Raw genomic sequence first — 20,183 nt, forward strand, 5'->3', positions numbered from 1 at the left:
GCGGCGGGCCGATCGCGTGTCCGATGATGGTGGGGTGCGAGTGACGATCAGGGCCCCGCGGGCCGAGGACGAGGGTGCGTACGCCGAGGCGGTCCGACGGTCCGCCGAGCACGTCGGGCGGTGGAACCCGGTCGAGCCGAACGGGCTGCCCGACCTGCTGGAGCGCCAGGGGGCCGGCCTGCGGACCTTCCTGATCGTCGACCGCGAGACCGGCGGGCTGGTCGGCAAGGTGAACGTGGCCAACATCGTGATGGGCCGCTTCTGCAACGCCTCCCTCGGCTACGACTCCTACCTGCCGTTCGCCGGCACCGGGCGGATGACCGAGGGCATGCGGCTGGTCGTGGACCGCTGCTTCGCCCCGCAGCCGGCGGGCGGGCTCGGGCTGCACCGGCTGGAGATCAACGTGCAGCCGGACAACGAGCGGTCGATCGCGCTGGCGAAGCGGCTGGGCTTCCGGCACGAGGGCTACACGCCGCGGATGCTGTTCCTGCAGGGCGCCTGGCGCGACCACGAGCGGTTCGCGATGACCGTCGAGGAGTGGCCGGGCTCGGGCGCCTAGCGGGTGTGCCCGGCGGGCGTCCGGCGGGCATCCGGCGGTCGGGGTGGGGGCGGCCGCGGTCGGGGCCGCTCGGGGGCGCGGCGGGGCTGTCCCGAGGGCGGGGCGGGGCTGTCCCGGGGCCGCTCTGGGGCGGGTCGGGAGGCCGCGCGGGGCTGACCCGCGGCCGCTCTGGGGCGCGGCGTTGCGGTTGGCCCGCCCGAGCGTGCGTCCGTATCGTCCGAGAGGTGACCGAACCCGTCCCGCCGCGCCAGACCCCCGACCAGCCCTGGCGGTCGGAGGGCGCCCCGCCCCCGCCGCCACCCCGCCGCCGGATGCCCGGCGGCTGGATGGGCCTCATCCTCACCGCGCTCGTGGTGTTCCTGATCTCCGACGTGCTGCTGTCCTTCTTCGGCAACGAGGGCGCCACGACGATCTCCTACACCGAGTTCAACAACCAGCTGAACAAGGGCAACATCACCAAGATCTACTCCAAGGGCGACGCCATCGAGGGCACCCTCAAGTCCGCCCAGCCCCGGCCGGACGGCGCCAAGGGCGACTACACCGACTTCGCCACCCAGCGGCCCTCCTTCGCCAACGACAACCTCTGGGCCACCCTCCAGCAGCAGGGCATCGAGGTCACCGCCACCTCGCCGGTCGTCCAGCAGCGCAGCTTCCTCTCCAACCTGCTGCTCTCGCTGGCCCCGATGCTGCTGCTGGTCTTCATCTGGGTGCTGCTCGCCCGCCGGATGTCCGGCGGCCTCGGCGCCGGGCCGCTCGGCCGCAAGGCGCCGCCCAAGCCGGTGGTCGCGGAGGAGGGCAAGCGCACCACCTTCGCCGACGTGGCCGGCATCGACGAGGTCGAGGCCGAACTCGCCGAGGTCGTCGACTTCCTGAAGAACCCGCAGCGGTACCGCATGATGGGCGCCAAGATGCCGCGCGGCGTGCTGCTGAGCGGCCCGCCCGGCACCGGCAAGACGCTGCTCGCCCGGGCCGTCGCCGGCGAGGCCAACGTGCCGTTCTTCTCCGCCTCCGCCTCCGAGTTCATCGAGATGATCGTCGGCGTCGGCGCCAGCCGCGTCCGCGAACTCTTCGCCGAGGCGCGCAAGGTGGCGCCGGCGATCGTCTTCATCGACGAGATCGACACCATCGGCCGCCAGCGCGGCGGGGGCGGCGGCCTCGGCGGGCACGACGAGCGCGAGCAGACGCTCAACCAGATCCTCACCGAGATGGACGGCTTCACCGGCTCCGAGGGCGTCATCGTGATCGCCGCGACCAACCGGGCCGACGTGCTCGACCCCGCGCTGCTGCGCCCCGGCCGCTTCGACCGGCGGATCACCGTCAGCCCGCCGGACCGCGAGGGGCGCGCCGCGATCCTCGCCATCCACTCCCGGACCGTCCCGCTGGCCGGCGACGCCGACCTCACCCGGCTGGCCAAGGTCACCCCCGGGATGACCGGCGCCGAGCTCGCCAACCTCGTCAACGAGGCCGCCCTGCTGGCCGTCAAGCGCAAGCAGGACGCCGTCAACGAGCGGGACCTCTCGGACGCGCTGGAGAAGGTCCAGCTCGGCGCCGTCCGGCCGCTGGTGATGCCGCAGGAGGAGCGCGAGCGCACGGCGTACCACGAGAGCGGGCACGCGCTGCTGGGGATGCTCCAGCCCGGCGCCGACCCGGTCCGCAAGATCACCATCGTGCCGCGCGGCCGGGCGCTCGGCGTCACGCTCTCCACGCCCGAGAACGACCGCTACTCGTACACCGAGCCCTACCTGCGCGGCCGGATCATCGGCGCGCTCGGCGGGATGGCGGCCGAGCAGGTCGTCTACGGGGTCATCACCACGGGCGCGGAGAGCGACCTGGAGCAGGTCACCAACATCGCCCGGGGGATGGCCGGCCGCTGGGGCATGAGCGAGCGGGTCGGGCGGCTCACCGCCGTGCCCGCCGACCCGCAGGGGGCGTACGGGCTCTCCGCCGCCCCGACCACGCTCGACGCGGTGGACGAGGAGGCCCGGCGGATCGTCGCCGAGTGCTACGAGGACGCGGTGCGGATCCTGACCGAGCAGCGGACCCGGCTCGACGCGCTGGCGGCGGCGCTGCTGGAGGCGGAGACGCTGGACGAGGCGCAGGCCTACCGGGCCGCCGGGGTGCCGCGGGAGGCGGCCGAGGACGGGGACGCTTCGTAGGGCGGCGGGGCGCGGTGGGGCCATGCGGGGCCGTTCGGTGCGCGGCGGGGCCCGGTGGTGCGTGGCGGGGCCGTGCAGGGCCGTTCGGGGAAGCGCGGGCAGAAGGCCGGGGGCGCTCGCCATGGTGGCGGGCGCCCCCGGTTTCGTCCGTCTCGGGGTGTGCCCCCGGTCCGCCGTGTTCCGGAGTGCCGTGTCTGCCGGGCCGCTCGTGCCGGGCCACGTGTGCTGCCGTGCGTGTGCCGGGCCGTGCGTGCCGCGCCGCGTGTGCCGCGGTGCCCGGTTCAGCGGCGACGCTCCGCGATCAGGTAGCGGAACACGTTCTCCATCCGGACCGACCCGTCGGCGCGCAGGTAGGGCTGCAGCGCCTCCTCCAGCTCCTTGGCCACCAGCGCGCCGCCGGAGAACTCCTCGGCGGCCTCGAACAGCCCGGTGGAGAGCAGGCCGCGAACCGCGCTGTCCAGGTCCGGATAGGCGAACGGGCAGCTCACCCGGCCGCTGCCGGCCGGACGCAGGCCGGCGGCGGCGATCAGGTCCTCCAGGGCGCCCGGCGCGCTCAGGTCGAACGGGTCGCGCGCGGTGGTGCGGCCGGCCATCCGCCGGGCCACGTCCAGCACCGCGGCGCTCTCGCAGCGCTCCTGCGGCCCCCAGGCGGCCAGCACCACGTGCCCGCCGGGCAGCGTCAGCCGGGCGGCCTCGGCGACCACCGTGCGCGGTTCGGCGCTCGCCGGGAGCTGTTCGAAAACCGTCACCAGCGAATGGGCCGAGCGGGGGAGCGCGGTGGCCGGCCGGGCCCCCGCACACACCCGCAGCCGGCGGTCCCGCGCGAGCTCGCGCAGTTCGTCCCGGGGTTCCTGGCCGGCGACCTGGGCACCCCGGCCGGCCGCCAGCAGGAGCGCCAGCCCGGAGCGGCAGCCCAGGCCCAGCACGCTGCTCGCCGGGCCGACCTCCAGCCGGTCGTAGACCGCCTCGTACAGCGGTACCAGCATGCGTTCCTGGATCTCGGCCCAGTCGCGCGCCCGCGCGGGCCACGCGCCCCCCGCGTGGGGGTGGTGCGGTCGTGCGCCCGCTGGTCGTTCGGTCGTGCCGGTCGTCCGAGCTGAAGCCATCGCGGCCTCCCATCCGGTCCTTCGGTGTGCTGCTACGGCTCCCCCAAAGTCCCGCCCCACTCCAGCGAACAGCGGCTCGGGCGCGGCGTCCAGAGGGGTGCAGGGTGGTGCGCGCGTGTCGCGGTCGTGCGCCCCCTGCTGTCGGCGGGGGTCGTCCCGCGTCCGCGCCCCCGTCCGTCCCGTGGTCGTGCCCCGTCCGTCCCGTGGTCGCGCGGTGGTCGTCCCGTGGCCGAGCCGTGGCGTCCCGTGGCCGGGGTGGCCGTCCGCCGCGGGTGTGATACCGATTCGAAGTCAGGGGGCCGCTCCCCGTACCATTCGGGCCATGGCTAAGGCACCCGTTCTCACCCCTCAGGCGGAAGACTTCCCGCGCTGGTACCAGGACCTCATCAACAAGGCCGAGCTGGCCGACAACGGTCCGGTGCGCGGCACCATGGTCATCCGACCGTACGGCTACGGCCTGTGGGAGCGGATGCAGCAGGAGATGGACGCGCGGATCAAGAAGGCCGGCGCGCAGAACGCCTACTTCCCGATGTTCATCCCGCAGTCGTACCTGACCAAGGAGGCCGAGCACGTCGAGGGCTTCGCCCCCGAGCTCGCGGTGGTCACCCACGGCGGCGGCAAGCAGCTGGAGGAGCCGGTCGTCGTCCGGCCGACCTCCGAGACGATCATCAACGAGTACTTCTCCAAGTGGGTGCAGAGCCACCGCGACCTGCCCCTGCTGATCAACCAGTGGGCCAACGTGGTCCGTTGGGAGCTGCGCCCGCGCGTCTTCCTGCGCACCACCGAGTTCCTCTGGCAGGAGGGCCACACCGCCCACGCCACCTACGAGGACGCCCGCGCGTACGCGTCGATGATCCACACGCAGGTCTACGGCGACTTCATGACCAACGTGCTCGGCATCGACGTCGTGCTCGGCCGCAAGACCGCCAAGGAGCGCTTCGCCGGCGCCATCAACACCCTCACCCTCGAGGGCATGATGGGCGACGGCAAGGCCCTGCAGATGGGTACCAGCCACGAGCTGGGCCAGAACTTCGCCAAGGCGTTCAACACCACCTACCAGCTCCAGGGCGCCGAGCGCGAGTACGTCTGGCAGACCTCCTGGGGCGTCTCGACCCGCATGGTCGGCGGCCTGATCATGTCCCACGGCGACGACAACGGCCTGCGCGTCCCGCCGCGCCTGGCCGCCGTCCAGGCCGTCGTCCTCGCCATCAAGGGCGACGACGCGGTCATCGCCAAGGTCCGCGAGATCGGCGCCCGCCTGGAGGCCGTCGGCGTCCGCGTGGTCGTCGACGACCGCACCGACACCCCGTTCGGCCGCCGCGCCGTCGACTGGGAGCTCAAGGGCGTTCCGGTCCGCATCGAGGTCGGCCCGCGCGACCTGGAGAACGGCACCGCGATGCTGGTCCGCCGCATCGCGGGCGGCAAGGAGCCGGTCTCGATCGACGCCCTGGCCGAGCTGCTCCCGGGCGTCCTGGAGGACGACCAGGCGCTCCTGCTGCGCCAGTCCCGCGAGCGCCGCGAGTCGCGCACCGTCGACGTCAAGACCCTCGACGAGGCCGTCGAGGCCGCCGCCACCGGCTGGGGCCGGATCTCCTGGGCCGAGCTCGGCCCGGAGGGCGAGGCCAAGCTGGCCGAGCAGGGCGTCTCGGTGCGCTGCATCGTCGCCGCCGACGGTTCGGTGCCGCAGACGGACGACCAGGAAGGCAATATCGCGATCGTCGCGCGTGCGTACTGATCCCGACCATCGGTACGACCGGCGGTGGGTAATGACCGTTACCGGCAACATTTGCCCGGAATGCGGGTGGTAAGAATCCGGTAACTCTCGTCGAGGGCTCCGGACTCGCAACATCCCTACTGGCCGGTCAACTGCCGGTATTAACGGAATAGCGGTACGGTGTACGGCCCGTGGCCCTGTCAACTTCGACAGGACCACGGGCCGTACGTCCTGGGTGCGACAGCCCGCCCCCCGGACGGAATTCACCAGGCCCGCCGCGCTGCGCGGGCCGAAACCGGCAGGGGGTTGGTCTTGCGTCAGATCCGGAACGCGCAATTCGCGCGCGACCATGCATTCCTGGGAGTTCCCTGGGAATTCCCGGAGAACGGGAACAGGCGGAACATCGGCTCGCACTCCATCGTTGGTCTAGCGTGAGCACGACACAGCCCCTCGTCCTCGCGGCCGAACTGGCCGCCGCCTGGAGTGACATCCAGGCCTACCACCAGGACCTCCCGGACCTGGCCTCGCCCGAGGCCCTGATCGGCGAGTCCTCCTCGGCCTGTGGCACGCGGCTCGGTTTCGAGCGGCTCCTCCACGAGGCTGCCCACGGTCTGGCCGCGGCCCGGGACATCCGGGACACCTCGCGGGCCGGCCGCTACCACAACCGGCGCTTCCTGATGCTCGCCTCCGAGCTCGGTCTGGCGCACCCGGTGGAACCGCACGCGAGCAGCGGGTTTTCCCAGGTGACCATGCTCAAGGAGACGCAGGAGCGGTACGCCGAGACCATCGAACGCCTGGACCGCGCCCTGGGTGCGCACCAGGAGGCGGTGGCCGGCGAAGGCGCGACGCGCGCCTTCCGCGGGCCGGCCGCCCGGCACGGTTCCTCCGGGGGCGGCGTGCGGGTCAAGGCGGTGTGCGGCTGCGGGCGGAACGTCCGGGTCGTGCCGTCGGTGCTCGCGCAGGCGTCCATCGTCTGCGGCGCGTGCCAGCAGCCCTTCAAGATCGCCTGATCCTGTCGGGTTCGGCGGTTCGTTCCGGGGTTCCGGGAGTTCCGGCGGTTCTGGTAGTTCCAACCATTTCAGCAATTTCAGCAATCTCGACGGGGTTCGACGAGTTCGGCACGTTCGACGAGTTCGACAAGCGCGTTCGAGAAGTTCGGCAAGGCAGGGCCCATCGGGCTCACGTGACCGGTTCGGGGTCGCGTGACCGGGTGGCAGGACCCGGTGGTCGGCTGTGCGGGCAGCGGAACCGGCGGGTGCGATCGGAAGACTCGTGGACGGAATCAGTGGACTCGACCGGGAGCGGGGGCTCCCGGTCCGGTCCGGCCCCACGAGGTGGGTCCGGGGGCCGGCCGGTCCGGCTCCGGCTCCGGCTCCGTGTCCGGCTCGGTGGACGGGGCCCGGGAAGTCCGGTCCGCAGACGGTGCCCGGGAGGCCCGGTCCAGGCGGTTGGCGCCGGTATGGCAGAATGGACAGCTGAGTACTCGGCAGCCGAGCAGGACCCCTCTCTCCTACGGCTGGCGTGTCCCTTGAACGGTCCGCACCGCAACCCCACGCGATGAACGCGACCGCTCACCCACGTCAACACCAGGAGAATCCACTCCCGTGGCAGTCAAGATCAAGCTCAAGCGTCTCGGCAAGATTCGCTCCCCGCACTACCGCATCGTCATCGCCGACGCGCGCACCAAGCGTGACGGTCGCGCGATCGAGGAGATCGGCATCTACCAGCCGACCTACAACCCCTCGAAGATCGAGGTCGACAGCGACCGCGCCCAGTACTGGCTGTCCGTCGGCGCCCAGCCGACCGAGCCGGTCCTCGCCATCCTCAAGCTGACCGGCGACTGGCAGAAGTTCAAGGGCCTGCCGGCCCCGGCGCCGCTCAAGGTCGCCGAGCCCAAGGTCGAGGACTTCTCGCACCTGTTCGCGAAGGCCGTCGCCGGCTTCGAGGACGCCACCACCGGTGTCGCCATCACCCCGAAGGCCAAGAAGTCGGACAAGGCCGAGGCTGAGGCCGACGCCGCCGCCGAGGCCTGATCGTGATCGAGGACGCCCTCGACCACCTGGTGAAGGGCATCGTCGAGCACCCCGACGAGGTGCAGGTGCGCTCGCGCAACCTGCGTCGGGGGAACACCATCGAGGTGCGTGTGCACCCCGATGACCTCGGCAAGGTGATCGGCCGGGGCGGCCGCACGGCGCGCGCTCTGCGCACCGTGGTCGGCGCCCTCGGCGGTCGCAACGTCCGGGTCGACCTCGTCGACGTGGACAACATCCGCTGACGCAGCTGCCCGTGCAGCCGTCAGGGCTTGGGGCCGACCGGGACGCATGGCGTCCCGGTCGGCCCTTTTCGCATCCGGCCACCGTGTTCCCGCCCCGCGAGGGCGTGGACGTGGCCGGCTTCCCGTCCAGCTCAGGAACTCCAGGAGAACGATCACCGTGCAGCTCGTCGTCGGCAAGATCGGCCGCGCCCACGGCATCAGGGGGGACGTCAGCGTCGAGGTCCGCACCGACGAGCCGGAGCTCCGGCTCGGCCCGGGGGCCGTCGTCCTCACCGACCCCGCGTCGGTCGGGCCGCTGACCGTCGAGTCCGGCCGGGTGCACAGCGGGCGGCTGCTGCTGCGCTTCGCCGGCGTCAAGGACCGCAACGCGGCGGAGGCGCTCCGCGGCACCCTGCTGATCTCCGAGGTCGACCCGGACGAGACCCCCGATGACCCGGAGGAGTACTACGACCACCAGCTGATCGGGCTGGACGTGGTGCTCTCCGACGGCACCCCGGTCGGCGAGCTCACCGAGGTCGTCCACCTGCCGTACCAGGACCTGCTCACGGTGAGGAAGGCCGACGGGACGGAGGTGCTGGTGCCCTTCGTCAGCCAGATCGTGCCGACCATCGACCTGGAGAACCAGCGCGCCGTGATCACCCCGCCGGCCGGGCTCATCGACCCGGAGCGGGCCGAGGTGGCGGGCAGTGCTGCCGCCGCGGCCCCGGAGGACTCCGCCGAGGGCGCCCAGGAGGACTCCCCGGAGGGCGCCCACGGCGACTCGCAGGAAGGCGAGAAGTGACGGCGGCCGAGGGCGTCCAGACGGGGATGCGGCTCGACGTCGTTTCGATCTTCCCGGAGTACCTGGAACCCCTGAACGTCTCACTCGTCGGCAAGGCGCGCGCCCGCGGCCAGCTGGACGTGCACGTCCACGACCTGCGGGACTGGACGCACGACGTCCACCGGACGGTCGACGACAGCCCGTACGGCGGCGGCCCCGGCATGGTGATGAAGCCCGAGCCGTGGGGCGAGGCCCTGGACGCGGTGGTCGCCGCCGGCCCCGAGGGGCAGGTGCCGACGCTGGTGGTGCCCACCCCGAGCGGGCGCCCGTTCACCCAGGAGCTGGCCCAGGAACTGGCCCGCCGCCCCTGGCTGGCCTTCGCGCCCGCCCGGTACGAGGGCATCGACCGGCGGGTGATCGAGGAGGCGGCCACCCGGATGCCGGTGGTCGAGGCCTCGATCGGCGACTACGTGCTGGCCGGCGGCGAGGTCGCCGTGCTGGTGATGGTCGAGGCGATCGCCCGGCTGCTGCCGGGGGTGCTCGGCAACGCCGAGTCCCACCGGGACGACTCCTTCGCCCCCGGCGCGATGGCCGACCTCCTGGAGGGCCCGGTCTACACCAAGCCCGCCGAGTGGCGCGGCCGGGCCGTGCCCGACGTGCTGCTCAGCGGCAACCACGGCCGCATCGCCCGCTGGCGCCGGGACGAGGCCTTCGCCCGTACGCGGGCGAACCGCCCCGACCTGGTGGAGCGCTGGCAGTACGGCGCCTTCGACAAGAAGGACCGGGCGGCGCTCTCCGTCCTCGGCCTGGCCTGGGACGACGAGCTCGGCCGATTTCGGTCCGCGGCCGTGGGTGTGGAAGAATAGGCCGCTGCTGTCTGTCGCTGGGCCCCTCCCGTAGGGGTCACGTGGACCGGCGCCCCCGCCACGGGGGGAACGCCGCCAGCCGATGCGGCCCGCAGCAGACCCCATTGCGACGAACTTCCGTGGGCGGCCCGTGGCGCCTGCGATGGAGAGCAACATGAGCAACAAGCTCGCTGCTGTCGACGCGGCCTCGCTGCGTAGCGACATCCCGGCCTTCCGCGCCGGTGACACCCTGAAGGTCCACGTCCGGGTCATCGAGGGCAACCGCTCCCGTGTCCAGGTCTTCCAGGGCGTCGTCATCCGCCGCCACGGTGCGGGCGTCGGTGAGACCTTCACCGTCCGCAAGGTCAGCTTCAACGTCGGCGTGGAGCGCACCTTCCCGGTGCACACCCCGGTCGTCGAGAAGATCGAGGTCGTGACCCGCGGTGCGGTTCGCCGCGCCAAGCTGTACTACCTGCGTGACCTCCGCGGCAAGGCCGCGAAGATCAAGGAGAAGCGCGACCGCTGATCCACCGGCCCCCGGCCTCGCCGGGGGATCGGAGCGCTCCCGGGGGCGCGGCTGCCGCACGGTAAGCTCAGCCCCCGATGAGCACGCACGAACCACCCGCGGACCGCGACGGCAGTCCCGCACCCTCCGGTGCGGACTCGCCGCCGCGGTCCGCGGTCGTTTCCGCGGTTGTTCCGGCCGCCGCCACGGCGGTTGCTCCTGCGGTTGCTCCTGCGGTTGCTCCTGCGGTTGCTCCTGCGGCAGGTCCCAGGGCGGTTTCCGCGGACGCGGTGGGCGACGCGGCCGATGACGGTGGCGCTGCCGACGGCGTTGCCGATGCCGACGGCGATGGCAAGACCGACGGCGATGGTGAGGCCGGCGATGGTGAGGCTGCGGACGACGAGGAGCCAGGGCGCTCGCGCTCGCGGGACCTCCTGCTCCTGGCGGGCATCTGCCTGTCCGCGCTGCTCTTGGTGAACGCCTTCGTCGCGCGGCCGTTCACGGTGCCGTCCGGGTCGATGGAGGACACCCTCCGCCCCGGCGACCGGCTGATCGCGAACCAGCTCGCCTACGCCTTCGGCGACCACCCCCGGCGGGGCGACGTCGTGGTCTTCGACGGGACGGGCTCCTTCCTTCCGGAGCCGGACCGGCCGGCCGGCTTCTGGGACGGGCTGCGCTCGCTCGGCCGGGACCTCGGGCTGGCCCCGGCCGGCGACACGGTGTACGTCAAGCGGGTGATCGGTATCGGCGGCGACCGCGTGACCAGCACCGGGCCCGGCGGGCGGATCACCGTCAACGGTGTGCCGATCGACGAGTCCTCCTACCTCGCCCCGGGCGACGAGCCGTCCGGCGTGGCCTTCGACGTGGTGGTGCCGGCCGGCAAGTTGTGGGTGATGGGCGACCACCGCAGGGCCTCCCGAGACTCCCGCGATCACCTCGGCGAGCCCGGCGGCGGGTTCGTGCCGGAGGGCAGGGTGATCGGCCGGGCGGACTGGGTGGTCTTCCCGATCGCGCGCTGGAACAGCCTGGACCGGCCGGCGGCCTTCGCCGCGACAGCGGGGACGGGTGGTCATGGGGACCAGAGGTAGGGGCCGACTGGCAGACCACCCCGCCGAGGTGGCGGGGGAGGGCGCCGAGGGTGGCGACGGCGTCGTTCCGGCCCGTGGCCGGGCCGATCGACGCCGCACCGCGCAGCGCGCGGCCCGGCGGCGCAAGCGCTCGCTGCTGCGCGAGTTCCCGCTGATCGTCCTGGTGGCCCTGCTGGTGGCGCTGGTGATGAAGACCTTCATGATCCAGGTCTTCGTGATCCCCTCGGGGTCGATGGAGCAGACCATCCAGGTCGGCGACCGGGTACTGGTGGACAAGTTCACCCCCTGGTTCGGCAACGAGCCGTCGCGCGGAGACGTCGTGGTGTTCAAGGACCCCGGCGGCTGGCTGGAGAGCGATCACAAGCCGTCCGACGACGGTCCGATCCTGGGCGGGGCCAAGCAGGTCCTCACTTTCGTCGGGCTGCTGCCGTCCGACAGCGAGCAGGATCTGATCAAGCGGGTCATCGGCGTCGGCGGGGACACCGTGGAGTGCTGCGACGCGCAGGGGCGGTTGAGCGTCAACGGCACGCCGGTGGAGGAGCCCTACCTCTCGCCCGGGAACCCGCCGTCCCGGCAGCCCTTCAAGGTGAAGGTGCCCCAGGGCCGGCTCTGGGTCATGGGCGACCACCGGGACGTGTCCGCCGACTCCCGTTTCCACATGGGGAATCCCGGCCAGGGCACGATCCCGCTGAGCGGTGTGGTCGGCCGGGCCTTCGTGATCGCCTGGCCGCTGGACCGCTTCCATCAACTTGACGAGCCGAGTTCACTCTCCTCTCTGGCACGTGCTCCGCAGGCCGCCGGAACTGCGCCGAATTCGGTGCCCGTTGGGCCGGTTCCGATGGAACCTCCGCTCGTTATGGGTGTGTTGGGCATCCTTCCGCTTGCCGTTCGCAGGCCGGACGGGCCTTCGCGGTAGGCCACGCCGGCCGCCGACCCACCGGGTCGCGCGCGTGGGACCGCGAGCCGGATGCCTGGGAGTGATAGAGAAGTGCAGGCGCGGCCGGGCTTTCCGGCTGAGCGTCGAGGCTGTGCTGGTGTCAGGGGCGCCCGTGGTGGGCAGCCCTGAGGCGTTCATGGTCGTAGTGAGCGTGGTGCCCGCTGTGCGGCACTCCGAGCGCGGGCGCACGGGCGTCCGCACAGCAGGGAGGAGACGTTGTGGGGGATTTGGTGATCGGCGCCCGCTCAGGCGCCGGAGAGCCCGAGGGCTCCGGCAGCCGGGCGGACCGGTCGGCCGAGTCCGCAGCGCCGTCGGCCTCGGTCGAGGACGCGGCGGCCCAGTCCGCCGACGAGCCGGGCGACGGGACGGGCGGTACCCCGGGCGAGCTTCGGAGCGGGGCCGGGCCGGCGGACGAGTCGGAGGGCAAGGCGTCCGACAAGGACAAGAAGCCGCGATCGTTCTGGAAGGAACTGCCGATCCTGATCGGCATCGCGCTGGTCCTGGCCCTGGTGATCAAGACCTTCTTCGTCCAGGCCTTCTCCATCCCGTCGGAGTCGATGCAGAACACGCTGCAGGTCGGTGACCGCGTCCTCGTGGACAAGCTGACCCCCTGGTTCGGGGCCGAGCCCGAGCGCGGCGAGGTCGTGGTGTTCCACGACCCGGGCGGCTGGCTGAACGACGAGCCCGTCCAGCAGAGCAGCAACTCCTTCCTCCGGGGGGTGCAGGACGTCCTCAGCTTCGTCGGCCTGATGCCCTCGGCCAACGAGAAGGACCTGATCAAGCGGGTCATCGCGGTCGGCGGCGACACCGTCGAGTGCGAGAGCGGCGGTCCGGTCAAGGTGAACGGCGTCGCGCTCAACGAGCCGTACATCTTCCCGGGCAACAACCCCTGCAGCCGGACCTTCGGGCCGCTGAAGGTGCCGTCGGGCCGGATCTGGGTGATGGGCGACCACCGCGACGACTCGCTGGACTCCCGCTTTCACATGGACCAGCCGGGCGGCGGGACCGTTCCGGTGGACGACGTGATCGGGCGCGCCTTCGTGGTGGCCTGGCCGATCGACCGCTGGGCGACGCTGCCGGTGCCGAGCACCTTCGACCAGAAGGGCCTGGCGGCGGGCGTGCCGCTGGTGCCGCCGGTGGCCGGCGCGGCGGGAGCTGTGGCGCTGCTCCCACTGGTGCGCCGGGTGCGGAACAGGTCGGACCGCCGGAAGGACTCCTGAGCTCCGGCAGCTCCTCCCCAGCTCTTGCGCGGGCCGTGGTACCGACGAGTAATCTGCTCGGACGTGCCACGGCCCGACGGGTTTTCCGCCTGTGCCTCCGGCGCACCCGGGGCGTGCTCCGGCGGGTCAGAGCTGGACGGTGTCGATGAGCAGTGTCGTGGAACAGACCGCCGACCGGCCGGTCACGCCCACCCGGCCGCGCCACCGGGCGGCCGCCGTGATCCAGGGCGTCCTGATCGGGCTCGGCCTGGTGCTGTTGGTCGGCGGCTTCGCCGTGATCGCGGTCGGCTACCGGCCCTACAACATCCCCTCGGGCTCGATGTCCCCCACGCTGGAGGTCGGGGACACGGTGCTCGCCCGGAAGACCGACGGCGGCTCCGTCGGCCGGGGTGACGTCGTGGTCTTCAAGGACCAGGCCTGGGGCGGCGAGCTCATGGTCAAGCGGGTCGTCGCGGTGGGCGGGGACACCGTGGCCTCCGCCGAGGACGGCCGCGGGCTGACGGTGAACGGGACCCCGGTCGCCGAGCCCTACCTCGCGGCGCAGGGTCCGCAGGGCACGGCCTTCAGCGTCACGGTGCCGCAGGGGCGGCTCTTCCTGCTCGGCGACAACCGGATCGTCTCGCTCGACTCCCGCACCCACTTGTCGGTCGACGGCGGGACCGTCGCGGCCGACGCCGTCGAGGCCCGGGTGGAGGCGACGGCGATGCCGTTCGGCCGGATGGGTGGGTTCACCCGGACCACGGCGTTCGACGGCCTCGCCGGTCCGAGGGCCGCTCAGCCCGGTCCGCTGGTCCCGGCGGCGGTGGCCACCGTGGCCGGCGCGGCGCTGATCGTCGTGACCTCGGCGGTGGGCGGCGTGGCCGGTCTGGCCCGCCGGTTCCGTCGGGGGCGCGCATCCTGAGCGCGGCCGCCGCCTGCCGGGCCGCTCTGTCGAACATCGCCCCGGATGGACGCGTCGGGTGGCAGGATCGGTACCACCACCGGTGCGGACGGAAGGGGTGTGAAGAGCTGCCATGACGGTACGGCGTCGCCAGGCGGCGCGGATCCTGCTGCTGGACGGGTCGGACCGCGTCCTCCTCTTCCTGGGCTCGGATCCGGCGGTGCCGGACGTGACCTGGTGGTTCACCCCGGGAGGCGGTTTGGAACCCGGGGAGGACGTGCGCGACGCCGCCGCGCGGGAGCTCGTGGAGGAAACCGGTTTGCGGGGCGTGGAGCTGGGGCCCTTGGTGGGGTACGGCACGGTGTCGTTCTCCTTCCGGGGACAGCGCTACGAGCAGGAGCAGTGGTTTCACCTGGCCCGGACCGAGGCCACCGGCCTCGACCACTCGGGCATGGGCGACGAGGAACACGCCGAGTTGCTCGCGGCACGCTGGTGGACGCTCGAGGAGCTGAGGCGGACCGCCGAGACGGTCTACCCGGCCGGACTGGCCGACTTCCTGGAGCGACTGCTGGTACAGGGCCCGCCGGTCGCTCCGGTACGGCTCTGAGCGTGGGTGCGGTGGTCCACAATGGGTGGACGTGACAAGTTGAGGGGACGCCTGGATGAGTGCCGAAGATCTCGAGAAGTACGAGACCGAGATGGAGCTCAAGCTCTACCGGGAGTACCGGGACGTCGTCGGCCTGTTCAAGTACGTGATCGAGACCGAGCGACGTTTCTACCTCACCAACGACTACGAGCTGCAGGTGCACTCGGTCCAGGGTGAGGTCTTCTTCGAGGTGTCGATGGCGGATGCGTGGGTCTGGGACATGTACCGGCCGGCCCGGTTCGTCCGCAAGGTCCGGGTGCTGACCTTCAAGGACGTGAACATCGAGGAACTCGCGAAGAGCGATCTGGAGCTGCCCTCGGACGACGCCGGCTTCGGGAACTGACGTTGGACCGCCCGGGCCCGCGTTGTCCAGGGGAATTTCGCGCAATCGGGGATTCTCACTCCTGCGGGTGACGGAAGTTATCCACAGGCGCGAGTTGTCCACAGGAAAAGGGAAATACCGGGTCCCGTCGAGCACGGCGTTGCAACCTCCACGGCGGAGGTGGTCACCGTGCAGAACACGACCGTGCAGAACCCGACCGCGCAGGGCGCGATCACCCGGCAGGCCCGCCAGGGCGGGCCGGACAGGCCGAGCAAGACCAGCCTCGGCCGCTACGGCGAGCGGGTCGCCGCCCGCCGCCTCGCGGAGGACGGACTCCGCATCCTGGACCGCAACTGGCGCTGCGCCGAGGGCGAGCTGGACATCGTCGCCCTCGACGGCGACACCGTGGCGGTCTGCGAGGTGAAGACCCGCTCCGAGCGGGGCTTCCAGCAGCCGACCGAGGCCATCGACCAGGCCAAGGCGGCCCGGCTGCAGCGGCTGGCCGAGCGGTGGCTGGCCGAGCGCTGGCCCGCGCACTTCGCGCAGCTGGCCGGGCCCGGGTACGACCCCGGGCCAGCCGATCCGCAGTGGCCGCCCGTCCCGCCGGGCGGGGTGCGGATCGACCTGGTCGCGGTCATCAACCGGTCCCGGGGCGCCGCCTCGGTGGACCACCTGCGGGGGGTGGTCTGATGGCCTTCGCCCGTACCTGTTCCGTCGCGCTGGTCGGCGTCGACGGGGTGATCGTCGAGGTCCAGGCCGATCTGGAGCCCGGGGTGGCCGCGTTCACCCTGGTCGGCCTGCCCGACAAGGCGCTGTCCGAGGCCCGCGACCGGGTGCGCGCGGCCGTCGTGAACAGCGGCGAGGCGTGGCCGCAGCGCAAGCTGACCGTCGGCCTCAGCCCCGCCTCCGTGCCCAAGAGCGGCAGCGGCTTCGACCTCGCGGTGGCCTGCGCCGTGCTGGCCGCCGCCGAGCGGCTCGACCCGTCGGCCATCGCCGACCTGCTGATCATCGGCGAACTGGGGCTGGACGGCCGGGTGCGGCCCGTCCGCGGAGTGCTGCCCTCGGTGCTGGCCGCCACCGACGCCGGGTACGAGCGGGTCGTCGTCGCCGAGCAGACGGCGGCCGAGGCCTCGCTCGTCCCCGGGGCGAAGGTGATCGGGGTCCGCAGCCTGCGCCAGCTGCTCGCCGTCCTCACCGGTGTGCCCGCGCCGGAGGAGCCGCCCGATCCGATCACGGGCCGCCCCGATCCCCTGATGGCCGGGCTCATGCTGCCGAGCGCGGGCGTGCGGGGCCTGCCCGACGACAAGGCGGCCCGCCTCGACATGGCCGACGTGGCCGGTCAGTACGAGGCCCGGCGGGCCCTGGAGATCGCCGCCGCCGGGGGACACCACCTGTACCTGAAGGGGCCGCCCGGGGCCGGCAAGACGATGCTGGCCGAGCGGCTACCCTCGCTGCTCCCGCCGCTCACGCAGAAGGAGGCGCTGGAGGTCACGGCGGTGCACTCGGTGGCGGGCCTGCTCCCGGCGGGCCGTCCGCTGATCGACCGCGCTCCGTACTGCTCCCCGCACCACTCGACCACGATGCCGGCGATCGTGGGTGGCGGCAGCGGCCTGCCCAGACCGGGCGCGGTGTCGCTGGCCCACCGGGGCGTCCTGTTCCTGGACGAGGCGCCGGAGTTCCCCGTCCGGGTGCTCGACGCGCTGAGGCAGCCGCTGGAGTCGGGCGAGGTGGTGATCGCGCGATCGGCCGGATCGCTCCGGCTCCCGGCCCGGTTCCTGCTCTGCCTCGCGGCCAATCCCTGTCCGTGCGGCCGGTACTCACGGCGGGGCGAGGGGTGCGAGTGCACCCCGGCGATGGTGAGCCGCTACCAGGGGCGGCTGTCGGGGCCGTTGCTCGACCGGGTGGACCTCCAGGTCCAGGTCGCCCCGGTGACCAGGGTCGAGCTCATGGAGCGGGACACCACGGCGGAGACCACCGAGATCATCGCGGCCCGGGTGCTGGCCGCGCGGGAGCGGGCGGCCGCCCGGCTGGCCAGCACGCCCTGGCGGGTCAACGCCGAGGTCCCGGGGCACGAACTGCGGACGCGCTGGCAGCTCGCCCCCGGCGCGCTGAACGACGCCGCCCGGCAGTTGGAGCGCGGGCTGCTCACCGCCCGGGGCCTGGACCGGGTGCTTCGGGTCGCCTGGACGGTCGCGGACCTCGCGGGCCGGGACCGACCGGACCAACGGGACGTGCGGACGGCGCTGGTCCTGCGCACCGGCGTGGAGCACGGTCTTCCGCTCACGGAACGCGCCTTCGGGCGTCTCGGGGGCGTCCCCGCCCAGCGGAGCAGTCCGGGGAAGGGCCCAATCGGAGGAGCCCGCGACGAGTACCCGGCGGACGAGGACGGTGACGCATGAACCGGATGACGGCGGATCCTCAACAGCCGCCGCCGACGCCGACGACGACGGGCGCGCAGCCCGAGCCGGAACGGCTCGCCCGGGTGCTGCTCAGCCGGCTGAGCGAGCCCGGGGACGCGGTGGTCGGCCGGTGGCTCCGCCAGCTCGCCGCCGCCGAGGTGGTCCAGGCGATCCGGGAGGGCGCCGTGCCCGACCACCCCGGGCTCGACGGGCCCCGCCTGGCCGGCTACCAGGCGAGACTCCCCGGTCTGGACCCGGCCGAGGACCTGGAACGGGTACGAGCCTCCGGTGGACGCTTCATCATTCCGGGGGACACGGAGTGGCCCAGCCAGCTCGACGACCTGGGCGACGGGCGGCCGGTCGGGCTCTGGACGACCGGTACCGGGTCGCTGCGCCTGCTGGCCCTCCGCTCGGTGGCGGTGGTGGGCTCCCGGGCCTGCACGGCCTACGGCGCGCACGTCGCGGGGGAGCTGTCGGCCCAACTCGCCGAGCGGGGCTGGGTGGTGGTGTCCGGAGCCGCCTACGGGATCGACGCCGCCGCCCACCGCGGAGCCCTGGCGGTGGGCGGGCTGACCATCGGTGTCCTCGCCTGCGGGGTCGATGTCGCGTATCCCAAGGGCAACGCCGAATTGATCCGGCGGATCGGGGTCCAGGGCCTGTTGGTCAGCGAACTACCGCCCGGGGAGCATCCGAACCGCTTCCGCTTCGTGTTGCGCAACCGGGTCATCGCGGCCCTCACCCGGGGCACCGTGGTGGTGGAGGCGGCCGTGCGGAGCGGGGCACTGAGCACGGCCAGACGGGCGCGGGACCTCAACCGGCACACCATGGGCGTGGCCGGGCCGGTCACCTCCGAACTCTCGGCGGGCGTGCACGCCCTGATCCGCAGTGGCGGCGCCACGCTGGTCACCGACGCGGCGGAGGTGACGGAATTGATCGGTGCGATCGGGGACGACCTCGCGCCGCCGCGGGCCGGGCCGGTCCTGCCGAGGGACCTGCTGGAGCCGCCGGTCGCACGGGTGCTGGAGGCCGTGCCGGCGACGGCCGAGGGCGCGCCGGTCGAGCGGCTGGCCCGGCAGTCGGGGCTGCCGCCGGACGAAGTGCTCCAGCGGCTCTACGAGTTGGGCTCGCTCGGCTTCGTGGAGCGGCACGGCGCGCACTGGCGAATCGTGCGGAGGAGGTGATCGCGGGGAGAGGCGAACAGCTGCGCTGATGGGGGCTGCAAGAAGGAGTGACGGGAGATCGGGGGGTTGACCTGCCGAACCGGTTCGTCCACTGCGGGTGCCCGGATCCGGTGACGAGAACGCCACCGGATCGAGGGACGACCGAGTGGCGGTAGCGCATTGCAGTGAGTCGGTCACGCTACGCTCCACATGCCTTCCCTATCAGCACATGACTCGGCAGAACGGCGCAGACCAACGCATGCCCACACACATTCCCGGACACAGAGTGACCGGTGGCGCCCGGTCCTCGGGAGGACCGCGCACCGAGCGGCGCCCCGTGACCGAGTACCCGCCCAAGGCGACGGGGGCGATGGGGAGCCTGTCACGGCAGGGCGGCCGGCCGGCGTCGGTGCCCGGCCAGCCCGCCGATGCCGCCGGTCCCGACCCGGCCGGCCCCGATGCCGTCGGGTCCGACGCGGTCGACGGGGCTGACGCCGGTACCGGCGGGGGCGAGGTCGTGGTCGGTACGGGCACGTGGATCGGCGCAGCCGCCGACGGTCCGACCGGGGCGAGTGCCGTCACGGAGGCGCCCGAGGCGGTGCCACCACCGGCGCCCCCGCCCGGACCGGGACGGCAGGCTCCGCCCCCGGCTCCAGCGTTGCCCCCGACGCAGGCCCCATCCCCGGCCCTATCCCCGACGCAGGCTCCGCCCCCGGCTCAGGCCCCATGCCCGGCCCAGGTTCCGCCCCGGGCCCAAGCGCTGCCCCCGCCGTCGGCCCCGTCCGCGAGCCCGTCGGCGCCTTCGCCCCGCCGAGGGCCGGAGGCGGGCAGCCCCGCGCGCAGCGCGCTGGAGGAACTCTGGCGCTCCTACAAGGAGACCGGCGACCAGCGGCTGCGGGAGCAGCTGATCCTGCACTACTCACCGCTCGTCAAGTACGTGGCGGGCCGGGTCGGGGTGGGTCTGCCCTCCAACGTCGAGCAGGCCGACTTCGTCTCCTCCGGGGTCTTCGGGCTGATCGACGCGATCGAGAAGTTCGACATCGACCGGGCCATCAAGTTCGAGACCTATGCGATCAGCCGCATCCGCGGCGCGATCATCGACGAACTGAGGGCACTGGACTGGATCCCGCGCTCGGTGCGGCAGAAGGCCAAGGCGGTCGAGCGGACGTACGCGACGCTGGAGGCCCGGCTTCGCCGGACCCCGCACGAGCCCGAGGTCGCGGCGGAGATGGGCATCGCGATCGAGGACCTGCACGCCATCTTCAGCCAGCTGTCGCTCGCCAACGTCGTGGCGCTCGACGAGCTGCTGCACCCCGTGGGGGAGGGCGGCGACCGGCTGAGCCTGGTGGACACCCTGGAGGACCACGGCGCCGACAACCCCGTCGAGGTGGCCGAGGACCGGGAGCTGCGCAGGCTGCTGGCCCAGGCGGTCAACACCCTCCCGGAGCGCGAGAAGACAGTGGTGACGCTCTACTACTACGAGGGCTTGACCCTCGCCGAGATCGGCCAGGTCCTCGGGGTGACGGAGAGCCGGGTGAGCCAGATCCACACCAAGTCCGTCCTGCAGCTGCGCGCCAAGCTGTCGGACGTCCGGTAGTGCGTGCGGCCGCC

General features: G+C 72.8%; 20 protein-coding genes. 19 read left to right on the forward strand and 1 reads right to left on the reverse strand.

Going from position 1 to position 20,183, the window contains the following annotated elements:
• The first annotated feature begins 34 nt into the window (after positions 1-34).
• Both ACFVSN_RS38130 and ftsH read left to right on the forward strand, forming a co-directional pair.
• A complete protein-coding gene (locus ACFVSN_RS38130; RefSeq protein WP_380443851.1) occupies positions 35-559 on the forward strand; it encodes a GNAT family N-acetyltransferase in 525 nt (174 codons plus the stop codon).
• Positions 560-783: 224 nt separating this feature from the next.
• A complete protein-coding gene (gene ftsH / locus ACFVSN_RS38135; RefSeq protein ID WP_380443853.1) occupies positions 784-2,715 on the forward strand; it encodes an ATP-dependent zinc metalloprotease FtsH in 1,932 nt (643 codons plus the stop codon).
• Between the two features lie 281 nt (positions 2,716-2,996).
• Here the strand turns inward: ftsH and ACFVSN_RS38140 are convergent, their stop codons facing one another.
• A complete protein-coding gene (locus ACFVSN_RS38140; protein ID WP_380443855.1) occupies positions 2,997-3,821 on the reverse strand; it encodes a class I SAM-dependent methyltransferase in 825 nt (274 codons plus the stop codon).
• Between the two features lie 322 nt (positions 3,822-4,143).
• Between ACFVSN_RS38140 and proS the strand changes: the two genes are divergently transcribed.
• From proS to whiG, 17 genes are all read left to right on the forward strand, one after another.
• On the forward strand, positions 4,144-5,556 hold the full coding sequence (gene proS, locus ACFVSN_RS38145; RefSeq protein ID WP_380443857.1) for a proline--tRNA ligase: 1,413 nt from the start codon (positions 4,144-4,146) through the stop codon (positions 5,554-5,556).
• A gap of 410 nt (positions 5,557-5,966) precedes the next feature.
• Positions 5,967-6,545, forward strand: a complete 579-nt coding sequence (locus ACFVSN_RS38150; protein ID WP_380443859.1) for a hypothetical protein — start codon at positions 5,967-5,969, stop codon at positions 6,543-6,545.
• Between the two features lie 594 nt (positions 6,546-7,139).
• Entirely contained in the window at positions 7,140-7,568 is a 429-nt protein-coding gene (rpsP, locus tag ACFVSN_RS38155) for a 30S ribosomal protein S16 (protein WP_148642771.1), read from the forward strand.
• 2 nt (positions 7,569-7,570) lie between these two features.
• A complete protein-coding gene (locus ACFVSN_RS38160; protein ID WP_030056773.1) occupies positions 7,571-7,810 on the forward strand; it encodes an RNA-binding protein in 240 nt (79 codons plus the stop codon).
• A gap of 157 nt (positions 7,811-7,967) precedes the next feature.
• The gene (rimM, locus tag ACFVSN_RS38165; RefSeq protein WP_380504537.1) at positions 7,968-8,591 is read left to right on the forward strand and encodes a ribosome maturation factor RimM; all 624 of its coding nucleotides are present in this window, start codon (positions 7,968-7,970) and stop codon (positions 8,589-8,591) included.
• A 26-nt stretch (positions 8,592-8,617) separates the two neighbouring features.
• Positions 8,618-9,436 (forward strand): tRNA (guanosine(37)-N1)-methyltransferase TrmD, encoded by an 819-nt coding sequence (trmD, locus tag ACFVSN_RS38170; RefSeq protein ID WP_387957981.1) that lies wholly within the window; start codon positions 8,618-8,620, stop codon positions 9,434-9,436.
• A 154-nt stretch (positions 9,437-9,590) separates the two neighbouring features.
• On the forward strand, positions 9,591-9,941 hold the full coding sequence (gene rplS, locus ACFVSN_RS38175; RefSeq protein ID WP_063347674.1) for a 50S ribosomal protein L19: 351 nt from the start codon (positions 9,591-9,593) through the stop codon (positions 9,939-9,941).
• A 269-nt stretch (positions 9,942-10,210) separates the two neighbouring features.
• Positions 10,211-11,008: a signal peptidase I gene (lepB, locus tag ACFVSN_RS38180; RefSeq protein ID WP_387957969.1), complete on the forward strand. Its 798-nt coding sequence runs from the start codon at positions 10,211-10,213 to the stop codon at positions 11,006-11,008.
• Between the two features lie 28 nt (positions 11,009-11,036).
• The gene (gene lepB, locus ACFVSN_RS38185; RefSeq protein WP_380443865.1) at positions 11,037-11,924 is read left to right on the forward strand and encodes a signal peptidase I; all 888 of its coding nucleotides are present in this window, start codon (positions 11,037-11,039) and stop codon (positions 11,922-11,924) included.
• Positions 11,925-12,163: 239 nt separating this feature from the next.
• Positions 12,164-13,165, forward strand: a complete 1,002-nt coding sequence (lepB, locus tag ACFVSN_RS38190; protein WP_380443867.1) for a signal peptidase I — start codon at positions 12,164-12,166, stop codon at positions 13,163-13,165.
• Between the two features lie 145 nt (positions 13,166-13,310).
• Positions 13,311-14,066 carry a signal peptidase I gene (gene lepB, locus ACFVSN_RS38195; protein WP_380443869.1) on the forward strand — a complete coding sequence of 252 codons (756 nt, stop codon included), beginning with the start codon at positions 13,311-13,313 and terminating at the stop codon, positions 14,064-14,066.
• 112 nt (positions 14,067-14,178) lie between these two features.
• Complete coding sequence (locus tag ACFVSN_RS38200) at positions 14,179-14,652, forward strand: NUDIX hydrolase (protein ID WP_380443871.1); 474 nt, start codon at positions 14,179-14,181, stop codon at positions 14,650-14,652.
• Between the two features lie 55 nt (positions 14,653-14,707).
• Entirely contained in the window at positions 14,708-15,034 is a 327-nt protein-coding gene (locus ACFVSN_RS38205) for a DUF2469 domain-containing protein (protein WP_329929696.1), read from the forward strand.
• Between the two features lie 210 nt (positions 15,035-15,244).
• Entirely contained in the window at positions 15,245-15,703 is a 459-nt protein-coding gene (locus tag ACFVSN_RS38210; protein WP_387602996.1) for a YraN family protein, read from the forward strand.
• Entirely contained in the window at positions 15,703-17,412 is a 1,710-nt protein-coding gene (locus ACFVSN_RS38215) for a YifB family Mg chelatase-like AAA ATPase (protein WP_380443873.1), read from the forward strand. The genes ACFVSN_RS38210 and ACFVSN_RS38215 overlap by 1 nt, the downstream gene beginning before the upstream one ends.
• Positions 17,413-17,417: 5 nt before the next feature.
• Positions 17,418-18,593: a DNA-processing protein DprA gene (dprA, locus tag ACFVSN_RS38220; RefSeq protein WP_387957983.1), complete on the forward strand. Its 1,176-nt coding sequence runs from the start codon at positions 17,418-17,420 to the stop codon at positions 18,591-18,593.
• 739 nt (positions 18,594-19,332) lie between these two features.
• Positions 19,333-20,169, forward strand: a complete 837-nt coding sequence (whiG, locus tag ACFVSN_RS38225) for an RNA polymerase sigma factor WhiG (RefSeq protein ID WP_380443920.1) — start codon at positions 19,333-19,335, stop codon at positions 20,167-20,169.
• The last annotated feature ends 14 nt before the right edge of the window (positions 20,170-20,183 follow it).

The organism is Kitasatospora sp. NPDC057904 (genome assembly GCF_042887925.1).
Classification (GTDB): domain Bacteria; phylum Actinomycetota; class Actinomycetes; order Streptomycetales; family Streptomycetaceae; genus Kitasatospora.

What these genes read in the sequence shown, in the direction of transcription:
- ACFVSN_RS38140 (WP_380443855.1), bottom strand. Translation starts at nt 3,821, where the DNA reads ATGGCTTCAGCTCGGACGACCGGCACGACCGAACGACCAGCGGGCGCA.
- ACFVSN_RS38215 (WP_380443873.1), top strand. Translation starts at nt 15,703, where the DNA reads ATGGCCTTCGCCCGTACCTGTTCCGTCGCGCTGGTCGGCGTCGACGGG.
- lepB (WP_380443869.1), top strand. Translation starts at nt 13,311, where the DNA reads ATGAGCAGTGTCGTGGAACAGACCGCCGACCGGCCGGTCACGCCCACC.
- rplS (WP_063347674.1), top strand. Translation starts at nt 9,591, where the DNA reads ATGAGCAACAAGCTCGCTGCTGTCGACGCGGCCTCGCTGCGTAGCGAC.
- dprA (WP_387957983.1), top strand. Translation starts at nt 17,418, where the DNA reads ATGACGGCGGATCCTCAACAGCCGCCGCCGACGCCGACGACGACGGGC.
- ACFVSN_RS38205 (WP_329929696.1), top strand. Translation starts at nt 14,708, where the DNA reads ATGAGTGCCGAAGATCTCGAGAAGTACGAGACCGAGATGGAGCTCAAG.
- trmD (WP_387957981.1), top strand. Translation starts at nt 8,618, where the DNA reads ATGCGGCTCGACGTCGTTTCGATCTTCCCGGAGTACCTGGAACCCCTG.
- proS (WP_380443857.1), top strand. Translation starts at nt 4,144, where the DNA reads ATGGCTAAGGCACCCGTTCTCACCCCTCAGGCGGAAGACTTCCCGCGC.
- ACFVSN_RS38200 (WP_380443871.1), top strand. Translation starts at nt 14,179, where the DNA reads ATGACGGTACGGCGTCGCCAGGCGGCGCGGATCCTGCTGCTGGACGGG.